Source organism: Streptomyces rimosus, assembly GCF_008704655.1.
GTDB lineage: Bacteria > Actinomycetota > Actinomycetes > Streptomycetales > Streptomycetaceae > Streptomyces > Streptomyces rimosus.
The window spans coordinates 6,957,902-6,982,345 of record NZ_CP023688.1; the positions used below are offsets into that span (position 1 = coordinate 6,957,902).

At 71.1% G+C, this 24,444-nt stretch carries 21 protein-coding genes; 13 read left to right on the top strand and 8 right to left on the bottom strand.

Annotated features, from left to right (window positions below):
* Positions 1–2: 2 nt before the first annotated feature.
* The 8 genes from murG to CP984_RS30465 all read left to right on the top strand — a co-directional run bounded on the left by murG (position 3) and on the right by CP984_RS30465 (position 7,303).
* Positions 3–1,088 carry an undecaprenyldiphospho-muramoylpentapeptide beta-N-acetylglucosaminyltransferase gene (gene murG / locus CP984_RS30425; protein WP_003986330.1) on the top strand — a complete coding sequence of 362 codons (1,086 nt, stop codon included), beginning with the start codon at positions 3–5 and terminating at the stop codon, positions 1,086–1,088.
* A 60-nt stretch (positions 1,089–1,148) separates the two neighbouring features.
* Positions 1,149–2,015 (top strand): cell division protein FtsQ/DivIB, encoded by an 867-nt coding sequence (locus tag CP984_RS30430; protein ID WP_003986331.1) that lies wholly within the window; start codon positions 1,149–1,151, stop codon positions 2,013–2,015.
* 274 nt (positions 2,016–2,289) lie between these two features.
* On the top strand, positions 2,290–3,519 hold the full coding sequence (gene ftsZ / locus CP984_RS30440) for a cell division protein FtsZ (protein ID WP_003986332.1): 1,230 nt from the start codon (positions 2,290–2,292) through the stop codon (positions 3,517–3,519).
* A gap of 13 nt (positions 3,520–3,532) precedes the next feature.
* Entirely contained in the window at positions 3,533–4,288 is a 756-nt protein-coding gene (gene pgeF, locus CP984_RS30445; RefSeq protein WP_030417377.1) for a peptidoglycan editing factor PgeF, read from the top strand.
* The gene (locus CP984_RS30450) at positions 4,285–5,016 is read left to right on the top strand and encodes a YggS family pyridoxal phosphate-dependent enzyme (RefSeq protein WP_003986334.1); all 732 of its coding nucleotides are present in this window, start codon (positions 4,285–4,287) and stop codon (positions 5,014–5,016) included. Before pgeF ends, CP984_RS30450 begins: the two co-directional genes overlap by 4 nt.
* A gap of 124 nt (positions 5,017–5,140) precedes the next feature.
* Positions 5,141–5,761 (top strand): cell division protein SepF, encoded by a 621-nt coding sequence (gene sepF, locus CP984_RS30455; RefSeq protein ID WP_003986335.1) that lies wholly within the window; start codon positions 5,141–5,143, stop codon positions 5,759–5,761.
* Positions 5,762–5,832: 71 nt separating this feature from the next.
* Positions 5,833–6,126 (top strand): YggT family protein, encoded by a 294-nt coding sequence (locus CP984_RS30460; protein ID WP_003986336.1) that lies wholly within the window; start codon positions 5,833–5,835, stop codon positions 6,124–6,126.
* A 49-nt stretch (positions 6,127–6,175) separates the two neighbouring features.
* Complete coding sequence (locus CP984_RS30465; protein ID WP_030180128.1) at positions 6,176–7,303, top strand: DivIVA domain-containing protein; 1,128 nt, start codon at positions 6,176–6,178, stop codon at positions 7,301–7,303.
* 406 nt (positions 7,304–7,709) lie between these two features.
* Here CP984_RS30465 and ileS read toward each other — a convergent pair whose 3' ends face one another.
* Complete coding sequence (gene ileS, locus CP984_RS30470) at positions 7,710–10,850, bottom strand: isoleucine--tRNA ligase (protein WP_003986339.1); 3,141 nt, start codon at positions 10,848–10,850, stop codon at positions 7,710–7,712.
* 604 nt (positions 10,851–11,454) lie between these two features.
* Between ileS and CP984_RS30480 the strand changes: the two genes are divergently transcribed.
* The 4 genes from CP984_RS30480 (at position 11,455) to CP984_RS30495 (ending at position 15,883) form a co-directional block, all read left to right on the top strand.
* A complete protein-coding gene (locus tag CP984_RS30480; protein WP_030180126.1) occupies positions 11,455–12,330 on the top strand; it encodes a TraR/DksA family transcriptional regulator in 876 nt (291 codons plus the stop codon).
* A 157-nt stretch (positions 12,331–12,487) separates the two neighbouring features.
* Complete coding sequence (gene lspA / locus CP984_RS30485) at positions 12,488–13,132, top strand: signal peptidase II (protein WP_003985517.1); 645 nt, start codon at positions 12,488–12,490, stop codon at positions 13,130–13,132.
* 70 nt (positions 13,133–13,202) lie between these two features.
* On the top strand, positions 13,203–14,144 hold the full coding sequence (locus tag CP984_RS30490; protein WP_003985516.1) for an RluA family pseudouridine synthase: 942 nt from the start codon (positions 13,203–13,205) through the stop codon (positions 14,142–14,144).
* A 137-nt stretch (positions 14,145–14,281) separates the two neighbouring features.
* Positions 14,282–15,883 (top strand): Na+/H+ antiporter, encoded by a 1,602-nt coding sequence (locus CP984_RS30495; RefSeq protein WP_003985515.1) that lies wholly within the window; start codon positions 14,282–14,284, stop codon positions 15,881–15,883.
* A gap of 22 nt (positions 15,884–15,905) precedes the next feature.
* Here the strand turns inward: CP984_RS30495 and CP984_RS30500 are convergent, their stop codons facing one another.
* Positions 15,906–17,021, bottom strand: a complete 1,116-nt coding sequence (locus CP984_RS30500; RefSeq protein ID WP_043980192.1) for a mechanosensitive ion channel family protein — start codon at positions 17,019–17,021, stop codon at positions 15,906–15,908.
* Positions 17,022–17,125: 104 nt separating this feature from the next.
* Here CP984_RS30500 and CP984_RS30505 point away from each other — a divergent pair, with 104 nt between their 5' ends.
* On the top strand, positions 17,126–17,740 hold the full coding sequence (locus CP984_RS30505; RefSeq protein ID WP_032921846.1) for a dienelactone hydrolase family protein: 615 nt from the start codon (positions 17,126–17,128) through the stop codon (positions 17,738–17,740).
* Between the two features lie 25 nt (positions 17,741–17,765).
* On the opposite strand, the gene CP984_RS30510 is transcribed toward CP984_RS30505, so the two are convergent.
* The 6 genes from CP984_RS30510 to CP984_RS30535 all read right to left on the bottom strand — a co-directional run bounded on the left by CP984_RS30510 (position 17,766) and on the right by CP984_RS30535 (position 24,311).
* The gene (locus CP984_RS30510; protein WP_003985512.1) at positions 17,766–19,430 is read right to left on the bottom strand and encodes an alkaline phosphatase D family protein; all 1,665 of its coding nucleotides are present in this window, start codon (positions 19,428–19,430) and stop codon (positions 17,766–17,768) included.
* Positions 19,431–19,524: 94 nt separating this feature from the next.
* Positions 19,525–20,403, bottom strand: a complete 879-nt coding sequence (locus CP984_RS30515; protein ID WP_003985511.1) for a thioredoxin domain-containing protein — start codon at positions 20,401–20,403, stop codon at positions 19,525–19,527.
* A 44-nt stretch (positions 20,404–20,447) separates the two neighbouring features.
* Positions 20,448–21,149, bottom strand: a complete 702-nt coding sequence (locus CP984_RS30520) for a hypothetical protein (protein WP_003985510.1) — start codon at positions 21,147–21,149, stop codon at positions 20,448–20,450.
* Positions 21,150–21,275: 126 nt separating this feature from the next.
* On the bottom strand, positions 21,276–22,118 hold the full coding sequence (locus CP984_RS30525; protein ID WP_003985509.1) for a thioredoxin domain-containing protein: 843 nt from the start codon (positions 22,116–22,118) through the stop codon (positions 21,276–21,278).
* A 62-nt stretch (positions 22,119–22,180) separates the two neighbouring features.
* Entirely contained in the window at positions 22,181–22,840 is a 660-nt protein-coding gene (locus tag CP984_RS30530; protein WP_003985508.1) for a hypothetical protein, read from the bottom strand.
* Positions 22,841–22,967: 127 nt separating this feature from the next.
* On the bottom strand, positions 22,968–24,311 hold the full coding sequence (locus CP984_RS30535; RefSeq protein WP_003985507.1) for a DUF2252 domain-containing protein: 1,344 nt from the start codon (positions 24,309–24,311) through the stop codon (positions 22,968–22,970).
* Positions 24,312–24,444: the final 133 nt, after the last annotated feature.

A 24,444-nucleotide genomic window follows, 5' to 3' on the forward strand; every position in this document is an offset into this window, starting at 1 on the left:
CGGTGCATGTCGTACTCGCCGGTGGGGGGACCGCCGGCCACATCGAGCCCGCGCTCGCCCTCGCGGACGCCCTGCGCAGGCAGGACCCGACCGTGGGGATCACGGCACTCGGCACGGAGAAGGGGCTGGAGACCCGGCTGGTGCCGGAGCGGGGCTATGAGCTGGGCCTGATTCCGGCCGTACCGCTGCCGCGCAAGCCCACGCCCGAACTGATCACCGTCCCCGGGCGGCTGCGCGGCACGATCAAGGCCGCCGAGCAGATCCTGGAGCGCACCAAGGCGGACTGCGTCGTCGGCTTCGGCGGCTATGTCGCGCTGCCCGGCTACCTGGCCGCCAAGCGGCGCGGGGTGCCGATCATCGTGCACGAGGCGAACGCCCGCCCCGGGCTGGCCAACAAGATCGGCTCGCGCTACGCCAAGTACGTCGCGGTCAGCACGCCGGACAGCAAGCTGCGCGACGCCCGGTACGTGGGCATCCCGCTGCGCCGCTCCATCGCGACCCTGGACCGGGCCGCGGTCCGCCCCGAGGCCCGGGCCGCCTTCGGGCTGGACCCCAACCTGCCGACGCTGCTGGTCTCCGGCGGCTCGCAGGGCGCCCGGCGGCTGAACGAGGTCATCCAGGCCGCGGTGCCCGCGCTCCAGCGCTCCGGCATCCAGGTGCTGCACGCGGTCGGCCCGAAGAATGAAATGCCGCATGTGGACAACATGCCCGGGATGCCCCCGTATGTACCGGTACCGTACGTGGACCGGATGGACCTCGCGTACGCCGCGGCCGACATGATGCTCTGCCGCGCGGGCGCGATGACCGTCGCCGAACTGTCCGCCGTCGGGCTGCCCGCCGCCTACGTCCCGCTGCCCATCGGCAACGGCGAACAGCGGCTGAACGCCCAGCCGGTGGTCAACGCCGGCGGCGGCCTGCTGATCGACGACGCGCAGCTGACGCCCGAGTGGGTGCAGAGCCAGGTGCTCCCGGTGCTCGCCGACCCGCACCGGCTGTACGAGATGTCCCGCGCGGCGTCCGAGTTCGGCCGCAGGGACGCGGACGAGCTGCTGGTCGGGATGGTGTACGAGGCGGTCGCCGGCCGCTGACGGAAAAGTGCGGCGCCGCCCCGGGCACACCCCGGGGCGGCGGCCGGAAGGAGAGGGAGCGTGGCCGGACCGACGACCGCTCGGCGCGGTGAGAAGAAGCCCGCGCGCTCCCGCCCGCCCGCTTCCGGCAGATCCGGCGGCTCCAGCGGCGGCGGAGGCAAGAAGTCCGGAAAGTCGTCCGGCCCGAAGAACGGCCGGTTCGCGCCGCGCGGCGGGTTCCGGCTGCCGTCCCGCCGCGTCCTGATCATCACACTGGCCGGCGCCGTGCTGCTGGCCGGCTTCGGCGCCTGGGCCCTGTACGGCTCCACCTGGCTGCGTACGGAGTCGGTCAAGGCCACCGGTACCGGGGTTCTGACGGAGGATGAGGTCGTACGGGCCGCCGCGGTCCCGATGGACACCCCCCTCGCCTCCGTGGACAAGAGGGCCATCGCCGAGCGGCTGCGCGCGAAACTCCCGCGCATCAAGTCCGTTGAGGTGTCCCGCTCCTGGCCGCACACGGTCAGCTTGAAAGTGACCGAAAGGCAGCCGGAACTCCTTATTCAAACGGGCGGAAAGTTCGTCGAAGTGGACGCCGAAGGCATCCGTTTCGCCACCGTCACCACCGCCCCGAAGGGCGTTCCGCTTCTGGAAATGGCCGTACGCGACAGCCCGAGCCTGAAGCGGTTCGGTCCCGACCGGATCCGCGCCGCGGCCGCGACCGTCGTCGCCGCCCTGCCCAAGGCGGTTCACCAGGACGTTCGTACCGTTCAGGTGCGCTCCTACGACTCCATCACGCTGCGGCTGACACATGGCCGTACCGTCGTCTGGGGGAGCGAGGAACGCAGTACGGCCAAGGCCAAGGTGCTCACTGCCGCCCTGAAAGCGGCGCGTGACGCGCGCCACTTCGATGTGAGTGTGCCCACCGCACCCGCGGTGTCCGGGAGTTGACGTGCGTACCCGCAGGCCAGCACCCTGGATGGCTACCACTATGGGTGATCACATAGGGTGAAAAGAAAAACGGGAGGTTCGGCGTGTTCGTTGAACGTGCGCCACTTGTCGACTTAGTGTCTCGTTCCAAAGAGTCCCAGGAACACAGGCACTGGTAACCCTAAACTTCAGCGTTAGGGTTCGGGTCGGCACAACGAACCGTCCCATCGGCATCAGTCGGCGACCGCACCCCGGTGCGGCGGCGACACGTAACTCGAGGCGAGAGGCCTTCGACGTGGCAGCACCGCAGAACTACCTCGCAGTCATCAAGGTCGTCGGCATCGGCGGCGGTGGCGTGAACGCCATCAACCGGATGATCGAGGTCGGGCTCAAGGGCGTCGAGTTCATCGCGATCAACACCGATGCACAGGCCCTGCTGATGAGCGACGCCGACGTCAAACTGGACGTCGGCCGGGAACTCACCCGTGGCCTGGGCGCCGGCGCCAACCCCGATGTCGGCCGCAAGGCGGCCGAGGACCACCGCGAGGAGATCGAGGAGGTCCTCAAGGGGGCCGACATGGTCTTCGTGACCGCGGGAGAGGGCGGCGGCACCGGCACCGGCGGCGCGCCCGTCGTCGCCAACATCGCGCGTTCGCTGGGCGCCCTGACGATCGGTGTGGTCACCCGCCCGTTCACCTTCGAGGGCCGCCGGCGAGCGAACCAGGCCGAGGACGGCATCGCCGGCCTGCGCGACGAGGTCGACACCCTCATCGTGATCCCCAACGACCGACTGCTGTCCATCTCGGACCGCCAGGTGAGCGTGCTCGACGCGTTCAAGTCCGCGGACCAGGTACTGCTGTCGGGTGTCCAGGGCATCACCGACCTGATCACCACCCCCGGCCTGATCAACCTCGACTTCGCCGACGTCAAGTCCGTGATGTCCGAGGCGGGCTCGGCCCTGATGGGCATCGGCTCGGCGCGCGGCGACGACCGCGCGGTGGCCGCGGCCGAGATGGCGATCTCCTCGCCGCTCCTGGAGGCGTCCATCGACGGCGCCCGCGGTGTGCTGCTCTCCATCTCCGGCGGCTCCGACCTCGGTCTCTTCGAGATCAACGAGGCCGCGCAGCTGGTCAGCGAGGCGGCCCACCCCGAGGCGAACATCATCTTCGGCGCGGTCATCGACGACGCGCTCGGCGACGAGGTACGGGTGACGGTCATCGCCGCGGGCTTCGACGGCGGCCAGCCGCCGGCCCGTCAGCAGACCGTGCTCGGCAGCCAGAACAACGGCAAGCGCGAGGAGCCGGCCCCGGCCCCCAGCCGCCCGGCCCCGCAGGCCGAACCGCGGCCGTCGTCCTTCGGCGGCCTGGGCTCGGTGCCCGTACGGGACGAGGAGCCGGCCCCGGCCGACCCGTCCCCGCTGGGCGAGGTGCCGCCGCCCCCGACCACCTCGCCGCAGGTTCCGCCGGCCCGTCCGTACTCGGACACCACGGCCGAGGAACTGGACGTCCCCGACTTCCTGAAATAACCGAAGTCCCGACGTGATAGGGCAGCAGCACCCGGTGCTGACGAACGACACGAGCGGCGCGCACTTCGCCTTCACCGACCGGTGGGGCGGGGTGAGCGCCGCTCCGTATGCCGAGCTCAACCTCGGCGGCGCGGTCGGCGACGACCCCGAGTCCGTGCGGACCAACCGCGAACTGGCGGCCAAGGCGCTCGGCCTGGACCCGGCGCAGGTCGTGTGGATGAACCAGGTGCACGGCCGGGACGTCGCCGTGGTCGACGGACCGTGGCGCGACGACACGGACATCCCTTGCGTGGACGCGGTGGTGACGGCCCGCCGGGGCCTGGCTCTCGCCGTCCTGACCGCCGACTGCACCCCGGTCCTCCTGGCCGACCCGGTCGCCGGAGTCACGGGCGCCGCCCACGCGGGGCGCCCGGGCCTGGTGGCCGGGGTGGTCCCGGCGACCGTCGAGGCGATGACCGCGCTCGGCGCCGACCCGGAGCGCATCATCGCCCGTACCGGACCCGCGGTCTGCGGGCGGTGTTACGAGGTGCCCGAGGCGATGCGCGCCGAGGTCGCTGCGGTGGTGCCCGAAGCGTGGGCCACCACCTCCCGGGGCACGCCCGCGGTCGACATGGCCGCCGGGGTCCGTGCCCAACTGGCCGCGCACGGCGTGCGGGTGGGTGAACATTCCCACATCTGCACGCTGGAGTCGGCGGACCACTTCTCGTACCGGCGCGACCGCATCACCGGGCGGCTCGCGAGTTATGTATGGCTGGATGCTGAGCTGTGACGGATCGTAGGACCGAACTGGCCGACAACCTGGCGCACGTGGAAGAACGAATCTCCACCGCCTGCGCCAAAGCCGGTCGCAATCGTGCGGACGTGACCCTCGTCGTGGTCACGAAGACCTACCCGGCGAGCGACGTCCGGCTGCTCGCGGAACTCGGCGTCCGCCACGTGGCGGAGAACCGTGACCAGGACGCGGCACCGAAAGCCGCCGAGTGCTCGGATCTGCCCCTCGACTGGCACTTCGTCGGACAGCTCCAGACCAACAAAGTACGGTCTGTGGTCAATTACGCCGATGTCGTGCAGTCGGTCGACCGCCCCAAGCTGGTGACGGCGCTCTCGAAGGAGGCCGTACGGGCCGGCCGGGAGCTGGGCTGCCTGATCCAGGTGGCACTTGACGCCGAGTCGGGCGACAACGAGGGGCAGCTCGGCCGGCGCGGCGGGGTCACCCCGGCCGGGGTCGACGCTCTCGCCGACGCGATCGCCGCCGCCGAAGGGCTGCGCCTGGACGGTGTGATGACGGTTGCTCCGCTGGCCGGCCCGTACGCGGGGCATCCGCGGGCGGCTTTCGAGCGTTTGATGGAAATCTCATCCGGCCTGCGCGGGAACCATCCTGCTGCGAACATGGTGTCAGCAGGGATGAGCGCGGACCTTGATGACGCCGTGGCCGCCGGTGCGACACATGTGCGCGTCGGCACCGCGGTACTCGGAGTCCGACCACGGCTCGGGTAACGTCGCCAAGCAAGTCGGACCACAGCACAAAATATGGTCATTGCCCCCAAAAGGAGGGCAGGCCACGTGGATTCAAGGCGCCCGGTGACGGAGCCGATCCACCACAGAGCGGAGGACGCAGAGAATGGCCGGCGCGATGCGCAAGATGGCGGTCTACCTCGGCCTCGTGGAGGACGATGGGTACGACGGCCGGGGGTTCGACCCCGACGACGAGTTCGAGCCCGAGCTTGACCCGGAGCCCGACCGGGGGCGGCGACAGCAGGCCCAAGTACCCACCGAACCGCACCCGGAACGGGACGAACCGGTACGGGTCACCCAGCCTCCCGCGCAACGTGAGTCCGCACCGCCGGCCGCCGAAAGCGGACGACCCGCCCGAATCGCCCCCGTGGCGTCCATCACACCCGACCGTCCGAACCTGGAGAAGAACGCACCGGTGATCATGCCCAAGGTTGTGTCCGAGCGGGAGCCCTACCGCATCACCACGCTGCACCCCCGGACCTACAACGAAGCCCGTACCATCGGGGAACACTTCCGTGAGGGCACTCCGGTGATCATGAATCTCACGGAGATGGACGATACGGACGCGAAGCGACTTGTCGACTTTGCCGCCGGTCTGGTCTTCGGTCTGCACGGCAGCATCGAGCGGGTGACGCAGAAGGTGTTCCTGTTGTCGCCTGCTAACGTCGATGTCACGGCGGAGGACAAGGCCCGCATCGCAGAGGGCGGGTTCTTCAACCAGAGCTGAGACGCAACACCGGGCACACCAGGCCGTAAGGCCCCAACACGACAGCAAGGCAAGGGGAGAGGACAGCGCGGATGAGCATTGCTGGGCAGGTGATCTACATCGCGTTGTACTGCTTCCTCATCGTGTTGATCTTCCGGCTGGTGATGGACTACGTCTTCCAGTTCGCCCGTTCATGGCAACCCGGCAAGCCAATGGTGGTCGTTCTGGAGGCCACCTACACTGTCACTGATCCGCCACTCAAGCTCTTGCGGCGGTTCATTCCGCCGCTGCGTCTCGGGGGCGTGGCGCTCGACCTGTCCTTCTTCGTATTGATGATCATCGTGTACATCCTGATCACCGTCGTGAGGTCGGTGTTGTTGGTGTGAACGATACGGTCTTGCCGATTGCCGACGACTACGTTGAGGTGAAGTAGAGATGCCGTTGACCCCCGAGGACGTGCGGAACAAGCAGTTCACGACCGTCCGCCTCCGAGAAGGCTATGACGAGGACGAGGTCGATGCCTTCCTCGACGAGGTCGAAGCCGAACTGACCCGCCTGCTGCGCGAGAACGAGGACCTGCGCGCCAAGCTGGCCGCCGCGACGCGTGCCGCCGCGCAGAACCAGCAGCAGAACATGCGCAAGCAGCAGGAGCAGCAGCAGGACCAGGGGCAGCAGCACCAGCAGGGCAGGCCCGGCGCTCCTGTGCCCGCCGCCATATCCGGACCGCAGCCGGTGCCGCCGCAGCAACAGCAGCAACAGCAGCAGTTGGGCGGCCCGCCGCAGCTGACCGGAGGGGCCCCGCAGCTGCCGGCCGGCCCCGGTGGCCACGGTCCCGGGCCGCAGGGCCCGCACGGTCCTGGTCCGATGGGCCCTGGTGGTCCGCTGGGCGGCCCCATGGGCGGTCCCGGTGGGCACGGCGGCCCGCAGCTGCCGCAGCCGGGGCAGGGCCCGGGCGGTGACAGCGCCGCTCGCGTGCTCTCGCTCGCGCAGCAGACCGCCGACCAGGCGATCGCGGAGGCCCGTTCCGAGGCCAACAAGATCGTCGGCGAGGCCCGGTCGCGCGCGGAGGGCCTGGAGCGGGACGCCCGTGCCAAGGCGGACGCGCTGGAGCGGGACGCGCAGGAGAAGCACCGCGTCGCGATGGGGTCGCTGGAGTCGGCCCGCGCCACGCTGGAGCGCAAGGTCGAAGACCTGCGCGGCTTCGAGCGCGAGTACCGTACGCGGCTGAAGTCCTACCTGGAGAGCCAGCTGCGCCAGCTGGAGAACCAGGCCGACGACTCGCTGGCGCCGCCGCGGACGCCGGCGACCGCCTCGCTGCCGCCGTCGCCGTCGATGGCGTCGGCCGGTGCGGGGTCCATGGGTGGGAACCACTCCATGGGCGGCGGGCAGTCGATGGGCGGTCACGGTGGGGGCTCGGGCAGCGCTCCGTCGTACGGTGGGCAGCAGCAGATGTCGCCGGCGATGACGCAGCCGATGGCTCCGGTCCGGCCGCAGGGGCAGCAGCCGATGCAGCAGGCGCCGTCGCCTATGCGTGGGTTTCTGATCGATGAGGACGACAACTGACGTAGGCGCGGTGTGCGCGTAGTCGGCAATCAGGGCCGGGTCCCCGGGGTTTTCCCGGGGGCCCGGTTCTTTGCGTTCGCCTGGTCCGGTGGGGGTGCGGTTGCCCCGGTGGGGGTTCGCCTTGGCGCTTGGGGTTCGGTGGGTGGGGGCTCGGGGCCCCGCAGGGGTCACTCTCCCCCAGCCTTCGGCCGGGGGTGCCCCCACGGCGCCTGGAGCGGCCGTCATGTATGGACGCAACCATGCAACGGTCGCCTGCGGGGAGACCCCTACGTGTCCCCGAGCCCGCGCCGTGCGCGGCTTTCCGTGCGTTTTGCGCTGAGGTGCCACAAAGACCCCACCCTGTCCGTATGAGAACGGCCCCCGACGCATCGCGCGTCGGGGGCCGTTGGCGTGTTGACCGGGGGCTTTACGCCTCCGTCTTCCTCAGCCGGAAGGTGAGGGACAGGGACTCATCCTCGAAGGCCGGGCCGTACGTGTCGTCGGCCTCGCCCTGGGCGAAGTCGGTGGCCAGGACCTCTTCGCTGATCAGGGGCTGGTGGTCGGTCAGGGCGGTGCGGACCTCGTCGTCGGTGGTCTGCCAGCGCAGAGCGATACGGTCGGCCACGTCCAGGCCGCTGTTCTTGCGGGCCTCCTGGATGAGGCGGATGGCGTCGCGGGCCAGGCCGGCTCGGCGGAGGTCGGGGGTGATCTCCAGGTCGAGGGCTACGGTGGCGCCCGCGTCGGAGGCCACCGACCAGCCCTCGCGCGGGGTCTCGGTGATGATGACCTCGTCGGGGGAGAGGGGGACCGTTTCGTCGTTGACGGTGATGGTCGCCGTGCCCTCGCGCAGGGCCAGGGAGAGGGCTGCCGCGTCGGTTTCGGCGATGGCCTTGGCCACTGCCTGGACGCCCTTGCCGAAGCGCTTGCCCAGGGCGCGGAAGTTGGCCTTGGCCGTGGTGTCCACCAGGGAGCCGCCGACCTCGGAGAGGGAGGCGAGGGTGGAGACGTTCAGCTCTTCGGTGATCTGGGTGCGCAGTTCGGGGGAGAGGGCTTCGAAGCCGGCGGCCGCGACCAGGGCCCGGGAGAGGGGCTGGCGGGTCTTGACGCCGGACTCGGCGCGGGTGGCGCGGCCCAGTTCGACCAGGCGCCGGACCAGGAGCATGTGCTGGGACAGCTCCGGGTCGATCGCCGAGTGGTCCGCCTCGGGCCAGGTGCTCAGGTGGACCGAGTCGGGGGCTTCGGGGGTGACCGGGACGATCAGGTCCTGCCACACGCGTTCGGTGATGAACGGGGTGATGGGGGCCATCAGGCGGGTGACCGTCTCGATGACCTCGTGGAGGGTGCGCAGGGCCGCCTTGTCGCCCTGCCAGAAGCGGCGGCGGGAGCGGCGTACGTACCAGTTGGAGAGGTCGTCGACGAAGGAGGAGAGGAGCTTGCCGGCGCGCTGGGTGTCGTAGCTTTCGAGCGCGTCGGTGACGCCCTGTGTCAGCGCGTTCAGCTCGCTGAGCAGCCAGCGGTCGAGGAGGGGGCGGTCGGCCGGGGCGGGGTCGGACGCGCTCGGGGCCCAGGTGGAGGTGCGGGCGTACAGGGCCTGGAAGGCGACCGTGTTCCAGTAGGTGAGGAGCGTCTTGCGGACGACCTCCTGGATGGTGCCGTGGCCCACGCGGCGGGCTGCCCAGGGGGAGCCGCCCGCTGCCATGAACCAGCGGACCGCGTCGGCGCCGTGCTGGTCCATCAGCGGGATCGGGTCCAGGGTGTTGCCCAGGTGCTTGGACATCTTGCGGCCGTCCTCGGCGAGGATGTGGCCCAGGCAGACGACGTTCTCGTACGAGGACTTGTCGAAGACGAGGGTGCCGACGGCCATGAGGGTGTAGAACCAGCCGCGGGTCTGGTCGATCGCCTCGGAGATGAACTGCGCGGGGTAGCGCTTCTCGAACAGTTCCTTGTTCTTGTAGGGGTAGCCCCACTGCGCGAAGGGCATGGAGCCCGAGTCGTACCAGGCGTCGATGACCTCGGGGACGCGGGTCGCGGTGCCCTGGCAGGTGGGGCAGGCGAAGGTGACGGCGTCGATGTACGGACGGTGGGGGTCCAGGTCCGACTGGTCGGTGCCGGTGAGTTCGGTGAGTTCGGCCAGGGAGCCGACGCAGGTGAGGTGGTCCTCGGCACAGCGCCAGATCGGCAGGGGAGTGCCCCAGTAGCGGTTGCGGGAGAGCGCCCAGTCGATGTTGTTGTTCAGCCAGTCGCCGAAGCGGCCGTGCTTGACCGACTCCGGGAACCAGTTGGTGTGCTCGTTCTCGCGCAGCAGGGCGTCCTTGACCGCGGTGGTGCGGATGTACCAGGACGGCTGGGCGTAGTAGAGGAGCGCGGTGTGGCAGCGCCAGCAGTGCGGGTAGCTGTGCTCGTAGGCGAGGTGCCGGAAGAGCAGGCCGCGGGCGTCGAGGTCGGCGACGAGTCGCTCGTCGGCCTTCTTGAAGAACTGGCCGCCGACGAGGGCGAGGCCCTCCTCGAAGGTGCCGTCGGGGCGCACCGGGTTGACGACCGGCAGGCCGTAGCCGCGGCAGGTCTTGAGGTCGTCCTCACCGAAGGCCGGGGCCTGGTGGACCAGGCCCGTACCGTCGTCGGTGGTGACGTACTCGGCGTTGACGACGAAGTTGGCGTCCTCCAGCTCGACCAGGTCGAAGGGGCGGCGGTAGGTCCAGCGCTCCATCTCGCGGCCGGTGAAGGACTGCCCGGTGGCGGTCCAGCCTTCGCCGAGGGCCTTTTCGAGGAGGGGCTCGGCGACGACGAGCTTCTCCCGGCCGTCGGTGGCCACCACGTAGGTGACGTCGGGATGGGCGGCGACCGCCGTGTTGGAGACCAGGGTCCAGGGGGTGGTCGTCCAGATCAGGAGGGCCGCCTCGCCGGCCAGCGGGCCCGAGGTGAGGGGCAGGCGCACGAAGACCGAGGGGTCGACGACGGTTTCGTAGCCCTGGGCCAGCTCGTGGTCGGACAGGCCGGTGCCGCAGCGGGGGCACCAGGGGGCGACACGGTGGTCCTGGGCCAGCAGGCCCTTGTCGAAGATCTGCTTGAGGGACCACCAGACCGACTGGATGTAGTCGGGGTCCATGGTGCGGTACGGCTCGTCCAGATCCGTCCAGTAGCCCATCCGGGTGGTCAGGGCGGCGAAGGCGTCGGTGTGGCGGGTCACCGACTCGCGGCACTTGGCGTTGAACTCGGCGATGCCGTACGCCTCGATGTCCTTCTTGCCGTTGAAGCCCAGCTCCTTCTCGACGGCCAGTTCGACCGGCAGGCCGTGGCAGTCCCAGCCGGCCTTGCGGCCGACGTGGTAGCCGCGCATCGTGCGGAAGCGGGGGAAGACGTCCTTGAAGACGCGGGCCTCGATGTGGTGGGCGCCGGGCATGCCGTTGGCGGTCGGCGGGCCTTCGTAGAAGACCCATTCGGGCCGCCCCTCGGACTGCTGGAGGGTTCGGGCGAAGACCTTCTGCTCGCGCCAGAAGTCGAGCACCGCGTGCTCGAGGGCGGGCAGGTCTACCTGGGCGGGTACCTGGCGGTACTGAGGCTGTGACATCGGGGCGTTCCTCCGGCGGACACCTGCTGCGTTCTCCGTCCGGAGGGACGAGAGTCTGCACTCCCGCGGTACCACCCTCCTTGGCGGTGAGCGCTCCACCGCCCCCTCATTGGGGTCGCGAGGCCGGTTCTACTCGCCGCGGGGCTGCGTGCGGCTTTCTTCCGGCGGCTCCGGGCTGATCTTCACGTCGTGCACGCCTCCGGGCTCGCACCGTCCCCGGATCGCTGATGGCTGCGTACGACGCTACTCGTCCCATCCGCGCCTTTCGCTTCCCCCAGTGTACGGGGCACCGGGGGTGCGGGCCGACCGGTTTCCCGGGCTGCGCCGAGTGAGGTAGCGGGCGCCGAGGGCGTGACCCGAATGGCGATACGCAGGGCGCGGGAGTCGGCGCCCGCGCGGCGGGCGGGCCGCGCCGGCGACCACGCGCGCCGTGGGCTGGCGGATTACCGGGCGGGCAGGGGGGCACAACGGATGCAGACCGGGCTCCCGCGTGGGGAGACCGGGTGGGAAAGGGCGGTGCGTCCCGTTGCCGCGTGCCTTGAGGCGATTTATCGTTCCGGTCACGATTCGCGAGCATGATCACATACGTGAAGGGGTCGCGGCCATGGTGGCGAAGAAGACCGCCGGGAAGAAGAGCACGGCGGCTGCCGGCAAGGCCGCGGCAGGCAAGCCGGGCCCGGCGGCGAAGAAGCGGGTGTCCGCCGCCGCGGCGATGAGCACGGAGGCCGAACCGGATGCGCCGGACGGGGCGCCGGAGCAGCCGGAGGCCCGGAAAGCGGCCAAGAAGACGGCCAAGAAGGCGGCCGGGAAGACGCCTGCGAAAAAGACGGCGGCCAGGAAGACGGCGGCCGCCAGGGCATTGGAGGAGGCCGGGGATCCCCTTCCGAACGGCAAGCCCCCGGCCGGGAAGGCCGCGCCGAGGAAGGCGGCCAAGAAGACCGCACCCGCCGGGAAGGCGGTGCCGGCGAAGAAGACGGGAGCCAAGACGGTGGTGGAGAAGCAGACTCCGGGCGGGGCACCGACCGCCGAGGCGGAGCAGGACGGGACGGCGGGCGCGGTGCCCAAGGCGCGCGCTGCGGCGGCCCCCGGCGAGCTGGCCGTACGGCCCGGTGAGGACCCCTGGACCCCGCCGGAGGTCGCCGAGGCGCGTACGGAACTGCACGCCGAGGTGTCACGGCTGCGTGCCGAGATCGAGGCGTCCGAGAACGCGCTCGCCGGGCTGATGCGGGACACCGGTGAAGGCACCGGCGACGAGGCCGACACCGGCAGCAAGAACATCACCCGCGAGCACGAGATGGCGCTGGCCTCCAACGCGCGCGAGATGCTGCTGCAGACCGAGCGCGCGCTGGAACGGCTGGACGCGGGCACGTACGGCCTGTGCGAGAACTGCGGCAAGCCGATCGGCAAGGCCCGTATGCAGGCGTTTCCCCGGGCCACGCTGTGTGTGGAGTGCAAGCAGAAGCAGGAACGGCGCCAGTGACGGGCGGCCCGGTGGACGGGCCGTCCGGCCGGGCGCGGGGACATCACCCGAGGCCGATGGCCCCCGTACCGGCGGTGTCCGCACGCCTGTGCCGTACTCTCGTCCTCAGCCGGGGGCGGCCTGGCGTGCGGACTCGACGGGCTGAGGGGCTCACAACGTGGCAGAGGCGGAGCGCATCACCGGTACGCCGGAGACCGGTCCCGAATCCGGGCCGGAAGCGGCGGCGGTGCCGGGACCCGGGTGCGACGGCGACCGGGTGGCGCCGCGGGAACAGCGGCTGGAGCAGGAAGCGCAGGCGGGCGCCACCGCGCGCCGGGGCAAGCGGCGGATCGCCGCGCTGCTCCTGGTCGCGGCCGTCGTCTACCTCCTCGACCTGGGCAGCAAGGCGCTGGTGGTCGCGAAGCTGGAGCACCACGCCCCGATCGAGGTGATCGGCTCGCTGCTGCGCCTGGAGGTGATCCGCAACCGCGGTGCCGCCTTCGGGATCGGCGAGGCGCTGACGATCTTCCTCAGCCTGATCGCGGTGATCGTGATCGTGGTGATCGCGCGGCTGGCCCGCAAGCTCTACAGCCTGCCGTGGGCCATCGCGCTCGGCCTGCTGCTGGGCGGCGCCTTCGGCAACCTGACCGACCGGATCTTCCGTACGCCGGGCGTCTTCGAGGGCGCGGTGGTGGACTTCATCGCCCCGACCCACTTCGCGGTGTTCAACCTCGCGGACTCGGCGATCGTCTGCGGCGGCATCTTGATCGTGATCCTGTCCTTCCGCGGCCTGGACCCGGACGGCACGGTCCACAAGGACTGACTGGCCCGAAGGTCCGCCGGGCGCACGGTCCCCGGCGGGAGTGTCATCGGGGACTGCCATACTCGGTGGGGTGAGCACGATTCCCGAGATCCGCACCCTGCCCGTACCGGACGGCCTGGAGGGCGAGCGCGTCGACGCCGCGCTGGCCCGGATGTTCGGCTTTTCCCGTACGAAGGCCGCCGAGCTGGCGGCCGGCGGGAAGGTCCGGGTGGACGGCGCCGAAGTCATGAAGTCCGAGCGGGTGCACGGCGGTGCCTGGCTGGAAGTGGAGATGCCGCAGGCCGCGCCACCGGTGGAGATCGTCGCGGAGCCCGTCGAGGGCATGGAGATCGTCCATGACGACGACGACATCGTGGTGATCGTCAAGCCGGTCGGCGTCGCGGCGCACCCCAGTCCCGGCTGGACGGGCACCACCGTCATCGGCGGGCTCGCCGCCGCGGGCTTCCGGATCTCGACCTCCGGCGCCGCCGAGCGCCAGGGCATCGTGCACCGCCTCGACGTCGGCACCTCGGGCCTGATGGTGGTGGCCAAGTCGGAGCGCGCGTACACCCTGCTCAAGCAGCAGTTCCGGGAGCGTACGGTCGACAAGCGCTACCACGCCCTGGTGCAGGGCCACCCGGACCCGCTCAGCGGCACGATCGACGCCCCCATCGGGCGCCACCCGCAGCACGACTACAAGTGGGCGGTGACGGCCGAAGGCAAGCCGTCGGTGACGCACTACGACCTCATCGAGGCGTTCCGCGCCGCCAGCCTGCTGGACATCAAGCTGGAAACGGGGCGTACGCACCAGATCCGCGTGCACATGTCCGCCCACCGCCACCCGTGCGTCGGCGACCTGACCTACGGCGCGGACCCGACGCTCGCCAAGCGCCTCGGCGTCACCCGCCAGTGGCTGCACGCCGTGCAGCTCGGTTTCGAGCACCCGGCCGACGGCCGCTGGGTGGAGTTCGAGAGCGCCTATCCGGACGATCTCCAGCGCGCCCTGGACCGGGTGCGGGCGGAGAGCGCCTGATCCGCGCGGCCTGAGGCACGGGCGCGGGGGTAGGCCGGACGGACGAGCGGCCGGAACGCTCGTCCGAGCGGTTTTTGCGCGTTCCATGGCAGGCTTGGGGCGGAACGTGATCGATTTCGACCCCGGAGCGCGCCACCGTGGACCAGCTGGCCCTGATGTTCGTCCTACTGCTCGGGGCCGTGGTCATGGTCCCGGTCGGCGACCGGCTGGGCCTGCCGTCGCCGGTCCTGATGACGCTCGCGGGCGCGGTGCTGGCGCTGCTGCCGTTCGTACCGAACGTCGAGGTGCCGCCGGAGTACATCCTGCCGCTGGTGCTGCCGCCCCTGCTGTACGCGGCCGTGCAGCGCACCTCCTGGCGGCAGTTCACGGCCAACATCCGGCCCATCTTCCTGCTGGCGGTGGCCCTGGTCTTCGCGACCACGGCCGCCGTCGCCGCCGTCGCGCACGCCGTCGTCCCCGGTATGCCGATCGCCGCGGCGGTGGTGCTCGGCGCCCTGGTCGCGCCGCCGGACCCGGTCGCCGCGACCGCCGTCGCGGGCAAACTGGGGCTGCCCCGCCGCATGGTCTCCATCCTGGAGGGCGAGGGACTGTTCAACGACGTCACCGCGATCGTGCTCTACCACGTCGCGCTCGCCGCGGCCGTCAGCGGCTCCTTCTCGGTGCCCGGCGCGGTCGGCTCGCTGGTGCTGTCCGCGGTGGTCGCCATAGCGGTCGGCCTGGTGCTGGGCTGGGCCGCCAACAAGCTGATGGGCCTGCTGGGCGACCCGACGCTGCAGATCGGCCTGACGCTGCTGGTGCCGTTCGTCGCCTACGTCCTGGCCGAGGAGTTCAAGGGCTCCGGCGTGCTGGCGGTGCTGACCACCGCGCTGTTCCTGGCCGAGTACGCGGTGGACGCCGACGACGTGATGGGCCGGCTGGCCGGCTACACCTTCTGGGAGATCGTCGACACCCTGGTCACCGGCGTCGCCTTCGGCCTGATCGGCCTGGAGCTGCACAACGTCATCAAGGCCGCGTCCGGCCGCTGGGGCGAGATGCTCGGCATCGGCGCCGCCATCGTGGTGGTCGTGGTGGGCGTCCGGCTGCTGTGGCTGCTGCCCGCCGCCTGGCTGGCCAAGCGCATGCACAAGCGCCGGGACTTCGACGAGGACATCCCGCTGAGCTGGCGGGAGACCGTGATCATGTGGTGGTCCGGGATGCGCGGCGTGGCGTCCGTGGCGCTGGCGCTGGCCATCCCGTACCAGATCGACGGCGGCGCGGACTTCCCGGCCCGCGACGAGATCCTCTTCATCGCCTTCGCGGTGGTGCTCTCCGGCCTCGTCGTCCAGGGCCTGTCGCTGCCCACGCTGGTCAAGAAGCTGCGCGTACGGGCCGACACGGAGGCCGAGGAGAAGCTGGAACACGAGCTGGCGCTGCGGGTGATCAAGGCGTCCAAGCGGCGCCTGAAGGAAATCCTCGAGGTCGAGGAGATGCCGGAGGAGATCAGCGAGCAGCTCGCCCGGCGCGCGTACGACATGGGCGCCCGCATCGCGCCGGACATCGTGGACGACGACCGGCGCGAGCACTTCGAGAAGCGCATCACCCGGATGAAGAAGGTGCAGCGCATCCAGAGCGAGATGCTCTCCGCCGCCCGCCACGAGGTGCTGTCGGCGCGCAGCGAGCCGGGTGCCGACCCGGAGATCGTGGACCGGGTGCTGCGCCAGCTCGACATGCGCAGCCTGCGGGGGGCGCCGCTGCCGTAAGGGCGACGTCGCCCCCGGCCCGTCAGCCGTCCAGCCCCGGCCCCTTGTCCAGGGTGCCCGGGGTCCGCTGCCCGTCGGCCAGCCGGGCGGCGTTCTCCCCGCCGTCCGGAGCGGCGGCGGTGACGACCCGCGGCAGCGCGTACGGGTGCTCGGCGCGCAGCCAGTCGATCATCCGCTCGCGGACCTCGCAGCGCACCGACCAGATGGCGTCCGAGTCCCGGGCGGTGACCAGGGCGCGTACCTGGATCGTGGTCGGGGTGGTGTCGGTGACCACCAGGCTCCAGCCGCGGCCGTCCCAGTCGGCGCTGTTCTGCAGGATCTCGTGCAGCCGGTGCCGCATCTTCTCCACCGGCGCCGCGTGGTCGAGGTGGAAGAAGACGGTGCCGGTCATCTGCGCGCCGCCGCGCGACCAGTTCTCGAACGGCTTGCTGGTGAAGTACGACACCGGCATGGTGATCCGGCGCTCGTCCCAGGTCCGTACGGTCAGGAAGGTCAGGGTTATCTCCTCGACCGTGCCCCACTCCTTGTCCACGACCACGGTGTCACCGATGCGGACCATGTCGCCGAAGGCGATCTGCAGGCCGGCGAAGAGGTTGCCGAGCGTGGACTGCGCCGCCACACCGGCGACGATGCCGACCAGACCGGCCGAGGCCAGCATGGACTGGCCGACGGTCTGCATCCTGGGGAAGGTCAGCAGCATCGAGGCGGCCGCGACGACGATGACGATCGCCGTGACCACCCGCTGGATCAGGGTGACCTGGGTACGGACCCGGCGCACCCGGGCGGCGTCGCGCGCGCCCGCCGCGTAGCGGGAGTACGAGGACTCCACGATGGCCGCGGCGGCGCGGATGGCGAGCCAGGCGGTGGCCGCGATCAGTATGAGGGAGAGGACCTGGCCGAGACCGGCTTCGTGGTCCTCGATGAACGCCACGCCGGTTCTGTCGTAGAACCCGCGCAGCAGCGCGGTGACCAGCACGACTTGCAGGGGGACCCGGCAGCGCCGCAGCAGGCCCCACAGTGGCGTGTCGGGGCGGGCGGTGTCGGCCCGGCGCAGTGCCAGATCGACCAGCCAGCCCAGAATGAGCGTCACGACTATGGAGCCGCCGACGACGATGAGCGGACGAAGCACGTCCTCCATGGACACTTCGGTCCTCCTAGTTGTGGTCAGCTTCGTGCCGGTTCCTCCCGACCGTAACTGGCACGATGGTGAAAGTGCGATTCAATGACAGGGAAGTGAACTCAGTGGCCTCTTCGCCCGCCTCGCCGTCCGCGCCGTCCGCGAAACCCTCGACGGTTGTTCTGTTCCACTCGGTGTGCGGTCTGCGACCCGCTGTGCACGCCGCCGCCGACCGGCTGCGCGAGGCCGGGCACGAGGTCGTCGTGCCGGACCTCTTCGGCGGGCGGACCGCCGAGACCGTCGAGGACGGCGTGGTGATCAAGGACGAGATCGGCAAGGACGAGCTGCTGCGCCGCGCGGTGGTGGCCGTGGCCCCGTACTCCGACCGGGGCGTGGTCTACGCGGGCTTCTCCTTCGGCGGCGCGGTCGCCCAGAACCTGGCCCTGGCGGACGACAAGGCGCGCGGGCTGCTGCTGATGCACGGCACCTCGGACATCGCCGACGACGCGGCGGTCGACGAGCTGCCCGTACAACTGCACGTCGCGGACCCGGACCCGTTCGAGCCGCACGACTGGCTGAACGCCTGGTACCTGCGCATGGGGCGGGCCGGCGCGGACGTGGAGGTCTACCGCTACCAGGGCGCCGGGCACCTGTTCACCGACCCCGACCTGCCGGACTACGACGCGGAGGCCGCCGAGAGCGCCTGGAAGGTCGCCCTCGGCTTCCTCGACTCGCTGTAACGGTGGTGCCGGGCCCGGCGGCGGGTCAGCGCACCGGCTGCCGGACCCGCTCCACCTGCTGGGTGCCCGAGAGGGTCCGGTAGGAGCGCGCCGGCGCGGTGGTGGCGTGCGGGTCGGTGCGGTCGGAGATGGTGAAGTAGTCCATCTGGGTGCGCTCCGCCGTCACGTCCAGGACCCCGTAGCCGTGCGAGTCCATGTCCACCCACTTCACGTGGCGGTTGGCGGCCCGGACGGCGGCGACACCGGCCAGCGAGACGGTGTGCGGGGCGACGTGCAGGAAGTCGTCCACGTTGTCGGAGGTCACCGAGGTGACCACGAACTCGGTGGCGACCGGCGGCGCTGCCGGGTAGGTCGCGGCCTTGACCGGCACCTCGTTCGCCCAGGCCATGTGGATGTCGCCGGTCAGGAAGACGGTGTTGCCGATGCCCCGGTCGCGCAGGTGGGTCAGCAGCTCGCGCCGGTCGTCGGTGTAGCCGTCCCACTGGTCGGTGTTGACCGCCAGGCCCTCCTTGGGCAGGCCCAGCAGCTCGGCGAGCGGCGCCAGCAGATGGGCCGGTACGGACCCGAAGGCGACCTGGGAGATCATCACGGACGTGCCGACCAGCCGCCAGGCGGTGTCCGAGCGCTCCAGCCCGGCCTTGAGCCAGTCCAGCTGGGCCCGCCCGGTGATCGTACGGTCCGGGTCGTCCACCTTCCCGCTGCCCACCCCGGCCTGCTGGTCGCGGAACGAGCGCAGGTCGAGCAGGTGCAGATCGGCCAGCTTGCCGAAGCGCAGCCGGCGGTAGGTGGTGCCCGCGACGGAGGTCCGTACCGGCATCCACTCGAAGTAGGCGCGCTTGCCGGCGGCCATCCGGTCCGCCCAGTCGCCCTCGGTGCCCGGGGTGTGGTTCACCGCCCCGCCCGACCAGGCGTTGTCCGCGAACTCGTGGTCGTCCCAGATCGCGATCATCGGGTGCGCGGCGTGCAGGGCCTGGAGATCGGGGTCGGTCTTGTGGACGCCGTGCCGGGTGCGGTAGTCGGCGAGCGTGATGATCTCGTGCTTCGGGGAGTGCTGCCGTACGACCTTGCCCGGGGAGGGGAAGCCGCCGGTCGCGTACTCGTAGATGTAGTCGCCGAGGTGCAGCACCGCGTCCAGGTCGCGGCGGGCCGCGAGGTGCCGGTAAGCGGAGAAGTAGCCCGCCTCCCAGTTGGCGCAGGAGACCACGCCGAAGCGGACGTTGGGGGCCTTGGCGTCGTGCGCGGGGGCGGTACGGGTGCGGCCGACGGGCGAGCGGGTGCCCTCGACGGTGAAGCGGTAGTAGTAGGTGGTGGCGGGCGCCAGACCGCGTACATCGGCCTTGACGGTGTGGTCGGCCGCGGCCGTGGTGGTCGCGGTTCCCCGCGCGACCACCGAGCCGAAGTCCTGGTCCGCCGCCACTTCCCAGCCCACCGTGGTGTCCCGGCCGAGGCCCGAGCCGGGCACCGCGCCGGGCTCGGGGGTGACGCGGGTCCACAGCAGGACGCCGTCCGGGAGCGGGTCGCCGGAGGCCACGCCGTGCTGGAAGACCTGCGGCGTGCCCGCGCGGGTCCGGCCGGTGGCACGCGTCCCGGCGGCGTGGGCGGGGCCCGCGGTGGCGAAGGGCAGCAGGGCGGCGGAGGCGGCTGCGGCCGTGACGGCGGTACGGCGGGATATCTGGTCATGGTCGGTCACGGCCGATGACCATACTGTCGCGTAGGGCAGGAGGGGAGGCCCGCGGCACAAAGTTCGCCGAGCCGTAAACCGCCGTCCGCCGAACCGGCCGCGGCTACCGCGCCGCGTCCTTCTTCTGCTCGCCCCCCTCCTTCTTCGCCGGACCGAACTCGTCGTCGATCATCTTGTTGAAGTTGGCGGTGGCCAGCTCGTAGTACTGCTGCTTGGTCATCTGCTGCTGCGGGACCGGCGGCAGCTTGAGCTTCTTGTCGCCGTGCAGGAACGCCGGCGTGCCGGTCACGCCCTTGCGGCCGAAGAGCGCGGTCATCTCCATCGTCCAGCGGTCGTACGTACCGTTCTTGACCGCCGTCCGGAACTTCTCGTTGCCCTTCAGCTCCGGCACCTGGTCGGCCACCGCGAGCAGCTTCGCGTCCTTGGCGTACGCGTCGTCGGCCTCCTCCGGGTGGTTCTTCTCGGAGTACAGCGCGGTCTTGTACTTGAGGAACGCCTCAGGGCTCACGTTCAGGGCCGCGCCGAGCGCGCTGAGCGCGTTCTTGGAGCCCTCGCCGCCCTGCCCGCCGTCGATGAACGTGTACATGGTGAAGCGGATCTTGTAGCGGCCGTCCTCCATGCCCTTCAGGAGGGCCGGGCCCGCGCTCTGCTCGAAGCTCGCACAGGCCGGGCAGCGGACGTCCTCGAAGACCTCCAGGGTCTCCTTCGCCGCCGGCTTCCCGATGACGATCTCGGTGCCGTTCTTGCCGCCGGTGTTGGCGGGCTTGACCAGGTCGGCCTCCTTGGCCGCCTCCCACCCGGTGGGCTCGTTCGCCTTCATGATGCCGAAGGCGATCCCGCCGGCGACGACGAGGACGCCCACCACCGTGCCCGCCACGATGAGCTGCCGGCGGACCTTCTCCTTCTTCTTCTGCCGCTCACGCTCGGCGCGTATCCGCTCGCGGGCCGCCTGCTTGCCCGCCTGGCTGTTGCGGTCGCTCATGGTGCTTCCCGACTCCCTGTCCCGGTTCTTTTGGTACGTGCATGTCAGTACGCGGCGGTCCGGGGCCGGGGCGGGCCGCGCCGTACGACGCAGTGGCCGAGCCGGGGGAGCGGCCGGGGCCGGGGGAGCGGACGCAGGGGGCGAACCCGGCGGCGTACCGCGCACGGACCGGCGGCGGACGCGGCGGCCACGAGCCGCAGCGGCCGGAACGCGCAGGCCCGTACGGCGTACAGCAGCCGGTCCAGCGCGGCGTCACCCCGCCACAGCCAGGCCGCGGCCAGCAGCCCGACGGCGATGTGCGCGGCGAGCAGCAGCCAGGGGAGCACCGCCGCACCTTCCGGGGCGTCTTCCATGGCCCGAAGGGGAGGGGAGCTGCCCGCGCCCAGATCGCCGCCGCCGCACAGCAGGTCCACGCCGACCGAGCGCAGCGGCCCGGTGACCGGGCCGCCGCCCTGCCCGTAACAGGTGTGCTGGCCGGAGGTGAAGACGGTGTCGGCGGCCAGTTCCACCGGCACGAGGAGCCCGGCGATGTGCCGGAAGCCGCGCTCGCGGTCCGCCAGGGCGTACGCGAGGGCGAACACCGCGACGCCGACCGGGACGAGCGTGGTCAGCGCCACCGGGGTGCGGGTGAGCAGGACGTGCGAGGCGGCGGACAGCGTCAGGCACAGCGCGGCGAACACCGCGGCGCGTACCGCGCGCAGTGGGACACCCGAGGGCGCCCCCGGCCGTGCCCCGGTCCGCTCCATGCCCGGAGTCTGCCATGGGCACGGCGAGTCGCCGGGTCAAGATTTGGCATCGGCGAACGCCGGAGCCCCGGACCGGGGCGTCGGTCCGGGGCTCCGGGCAGGGCGCTCAGGAAGAGGCGTGCGCGGTCAGCCCTTCATCGCCTTGTCGACATCCGCGGTGAAGGCGTCCGGCGAGGACGGGGCGACCTTGCCGTTCGGCGAGTCGGTGCCCAGCACCGTGTCGTCCAGCTTGATCGTCGGCGTGCTCTTGACGTCCTTGAAGGAGTTGAAGTTCTCCGACATCTCCAGCGCCCAGCGGTTGTACGTACCGGCCTTCACGGCGCTCTCGAACTTCGCGTTGCCCTTCAGGTCCGGCACCGTGTCGGCCACCTTGAGCAGGTAGTCGTTGTCGGCGAACTTGTCCGGGCCGGTCTCCTCCGGGTGGTACTTCTTCGAGAACAGCGCTTCCTTGTACTTCAGGAACGCGTCGGGGCTCACGTTGAGCGCGGCCCCCATCGCGCTGAGCGCGTTCTTGGAGCCGGTGCCCTGGAGGTTGTTGTCCAGGAAGGTGCCCAGGTGGAAGGACGCCTTGTACTTGCCCGCCTTGATGTCCTTCTGGACCGTCTCGCCGACGTTCTGCTCGAAGGCCGCGCAGCCGGGGCAGCGGGCGTCCTCGAAGAGCGTCAGCGTGTGCTTGGCGTCCTTCTTGCCGACGACGATGTCCAGGCCGTTCTTGCCCGACGTGTTGGCCGGCTGCACCAGCTTGGCGCTCGCGGCCTTGGCCCACTTGTCGGCGCCGCCGCCCGAATCGCCGCCGCCCGAGTTGGCCACGGCGACACCGATGCCGCCCGCGATGGCCAGCACGGCGACGATCGCGCCGCCGACAGTCAGCTGCCGGCGGACCTTCTCCTTCTTCTTCTGCCGCTCGCGCTCGACGCGCAGCCGCTCGCGGGCTGCCTGCTTGTTGGCCTGGCTGTTGCGGTTGCTCATGACTGTCCTGCTCCTGGGAAAGGTGTGAACGGGTGCCTGTCCGGTGAGCCGCGGCCCGAAGGCTACGCGGCGAGGGAACAGGGCGGTCCACGCCGTACGACGCAGTGCACGAGAAGGGGGACGGCCCGCGGTACCGGTTCGCTGCGCGTGGGCCGGGCGGCCGGGCGGTGCGGTACGGGCAGCGCCCGGACGACCGCCACCGCCAGCAGCAGCGGCCGGAACGCGAACGCGGTCACGGCCCCCAGCAACTGGGCCAGCGCCGCCTCGCCCCGCCGCAGCCAGGCCGCCGCGAGCAACCCCACCGCGACGTGCACGGCGAGCAGCAGCAGCCAGGTCGAGACGGGCGCCGGATCGTCACCGGACAGGTGCGCCAGCGGCGTGCCCACATTGCCGCCACCGCACAGCAGGTCCACGCCCAGGGAGCGCAGCGGACCGGTGACCGGCCCGCCGGCCCGTCCGTAACAGGTGTGCTGACCTGCGGAGAAGACCGTGTCGGCGGCCAGCTCCAGCGGTACGAGCAGCGCGGCGATGCGCCAGAAGCCGCGCTCCCGGCCGGCCAGCGCGTACGCGACGGTGAAGACGGCGGCCGAGAGGGCGGCGACGAGGGTCAGCGGCAGCGGCATCCGGGACAGCAGCACATGGCCCGCGGCGGACAGCGTCACGCACAGCGCCGTGAAGAGCGCCGCGCGCAGTGCCCGCAGGTGTGCCGCCGAGATGTCCATTGCAGCGAGTCTGCCATGGTCCGGTGTAAGCGGGGACTAAGAGGCGCGAACACGTTGCCGCGCACTCTCGCCCCGGCCCCGTGCGGGCCCGCCGCACCCCGTGACCCGGCTCACCCGGTGGGCAGGCTCACAGCCCCGGGATGCGTCCGTTGCGGAAGAGGTCCACGAAGATCTGGTGGTCGGCGCGGGCCCGGGCCCCGTACGCGTGCGCGAAGTCCACCAGCAGCCGGCCGAAGCCCTCCTCGTCGGCGGCGATCGCCGCGTCGATGGCGCGCTCGGTGGAGAACGGCACCAGGGAGTGGCCGCTCTCGTCGTCCGCGGCGGCGTGCATCGTCGCGGTGGCCCGCCCCAGGTCCGCGACGACCGCCGCGATCTGCTCCGGGTCGTCGATGTCCGACCAGTCCAGGTCGACCGCGTACGGCGAGATCTCGGCGACCAGCTGCCCGGCGCCGTCCAGCTCGGTCCAGCCCAGCCAGGGGTCGGCGTGGTCCTGGAGGGCGCGCTGCGAGATCACCGTGCGGTGGCCCTCGTGCTGGAAGTAGCCGCGCACCCGCGGGTCGGTGATGTGCCGCGAGACCGCCGGGGTCTGCGCCTGCTTCATGTAGATCACGACGTCGTTCTCCAGGGCGTCGCTGTTGCCCTCCAGCAGGATGTTGTACGAGGGCAGGCCCGCCGAGCCGATGCCGATGCCGCGGCGTCCCACCACGTCCTTGACCCGGTAGGAGTCCGGGCGGGTCAGGCTGGACTCGGGCAGCGTCTCCAGATAGCCGTCGAAGGCCGCCAGGACCTTGTAGCGGGTCGCCGCGTCCAGCTCGACCGTGCCGCCGCCCTCGGTGAAGCGCCGCTCGAAGTCGCGGATCTCGGTCATCGAGTCCAGCAGGCCGAAGCGGGTCAGCGAGCGGGCCATGCGCAGCGCGCCCAGCAGCGGGCCCTCGGCCGTGTCCAGGGTGAAGGGCGGCACATCGTCGTCCTTGGCCCCCGTCGCCAGCGCGTGGATGCGCTCGCGGTAGGCGGTGGCGTAGATCCCCACCAGCTCGCCGATCTGCCCGTCGCTCAGCGCCTTGGCGTAGCCGAGCAGGGCCACCGAGGCGGCGAAGCGCTTCAGGTCCCAGGTGAAGGGGCCTACGTACGCCTCGTCGAAGTCGTTGACGTTGAAGATCAGCCGGCCGGTGGCGTCCATGTACGTGCCGAAGTTCTCGGCGTGCAGATCGCCGTGGATCCACACCTGGCCGGTCTGCTCGTCCTCGTACGGGCCGCTGCCCGCGCCGCCGTCCTGCGCCTGGAGGTCGTGGTAGAAGAGGCAGGCCGTGCCCCGGTAGAAGGCGAAGGCGGACGCGGCCATCTTCCGGAACTTGACGCGGAAGGCCGCCGGGTCGGCGGCGAGCAGCTGTCCGAAGGCGGTGTCGAAGACGGCGAGGATCTCCTCGCCGCGCCGATCGGCGTCCGGCGCCGGGACGTGCTGGGACGACATCGCGGTGTGCCTCCTGGGGCAGGTGATGCAGACGGGTGTGCCGTCTCTTCCAACGGCCGAGGCTACTCAGGGGTGCCCGGCCGCCGCCCGCGGGGCGCGGCGACCGCTCTCGTTGTCGGTGGAGGGTCGTAGA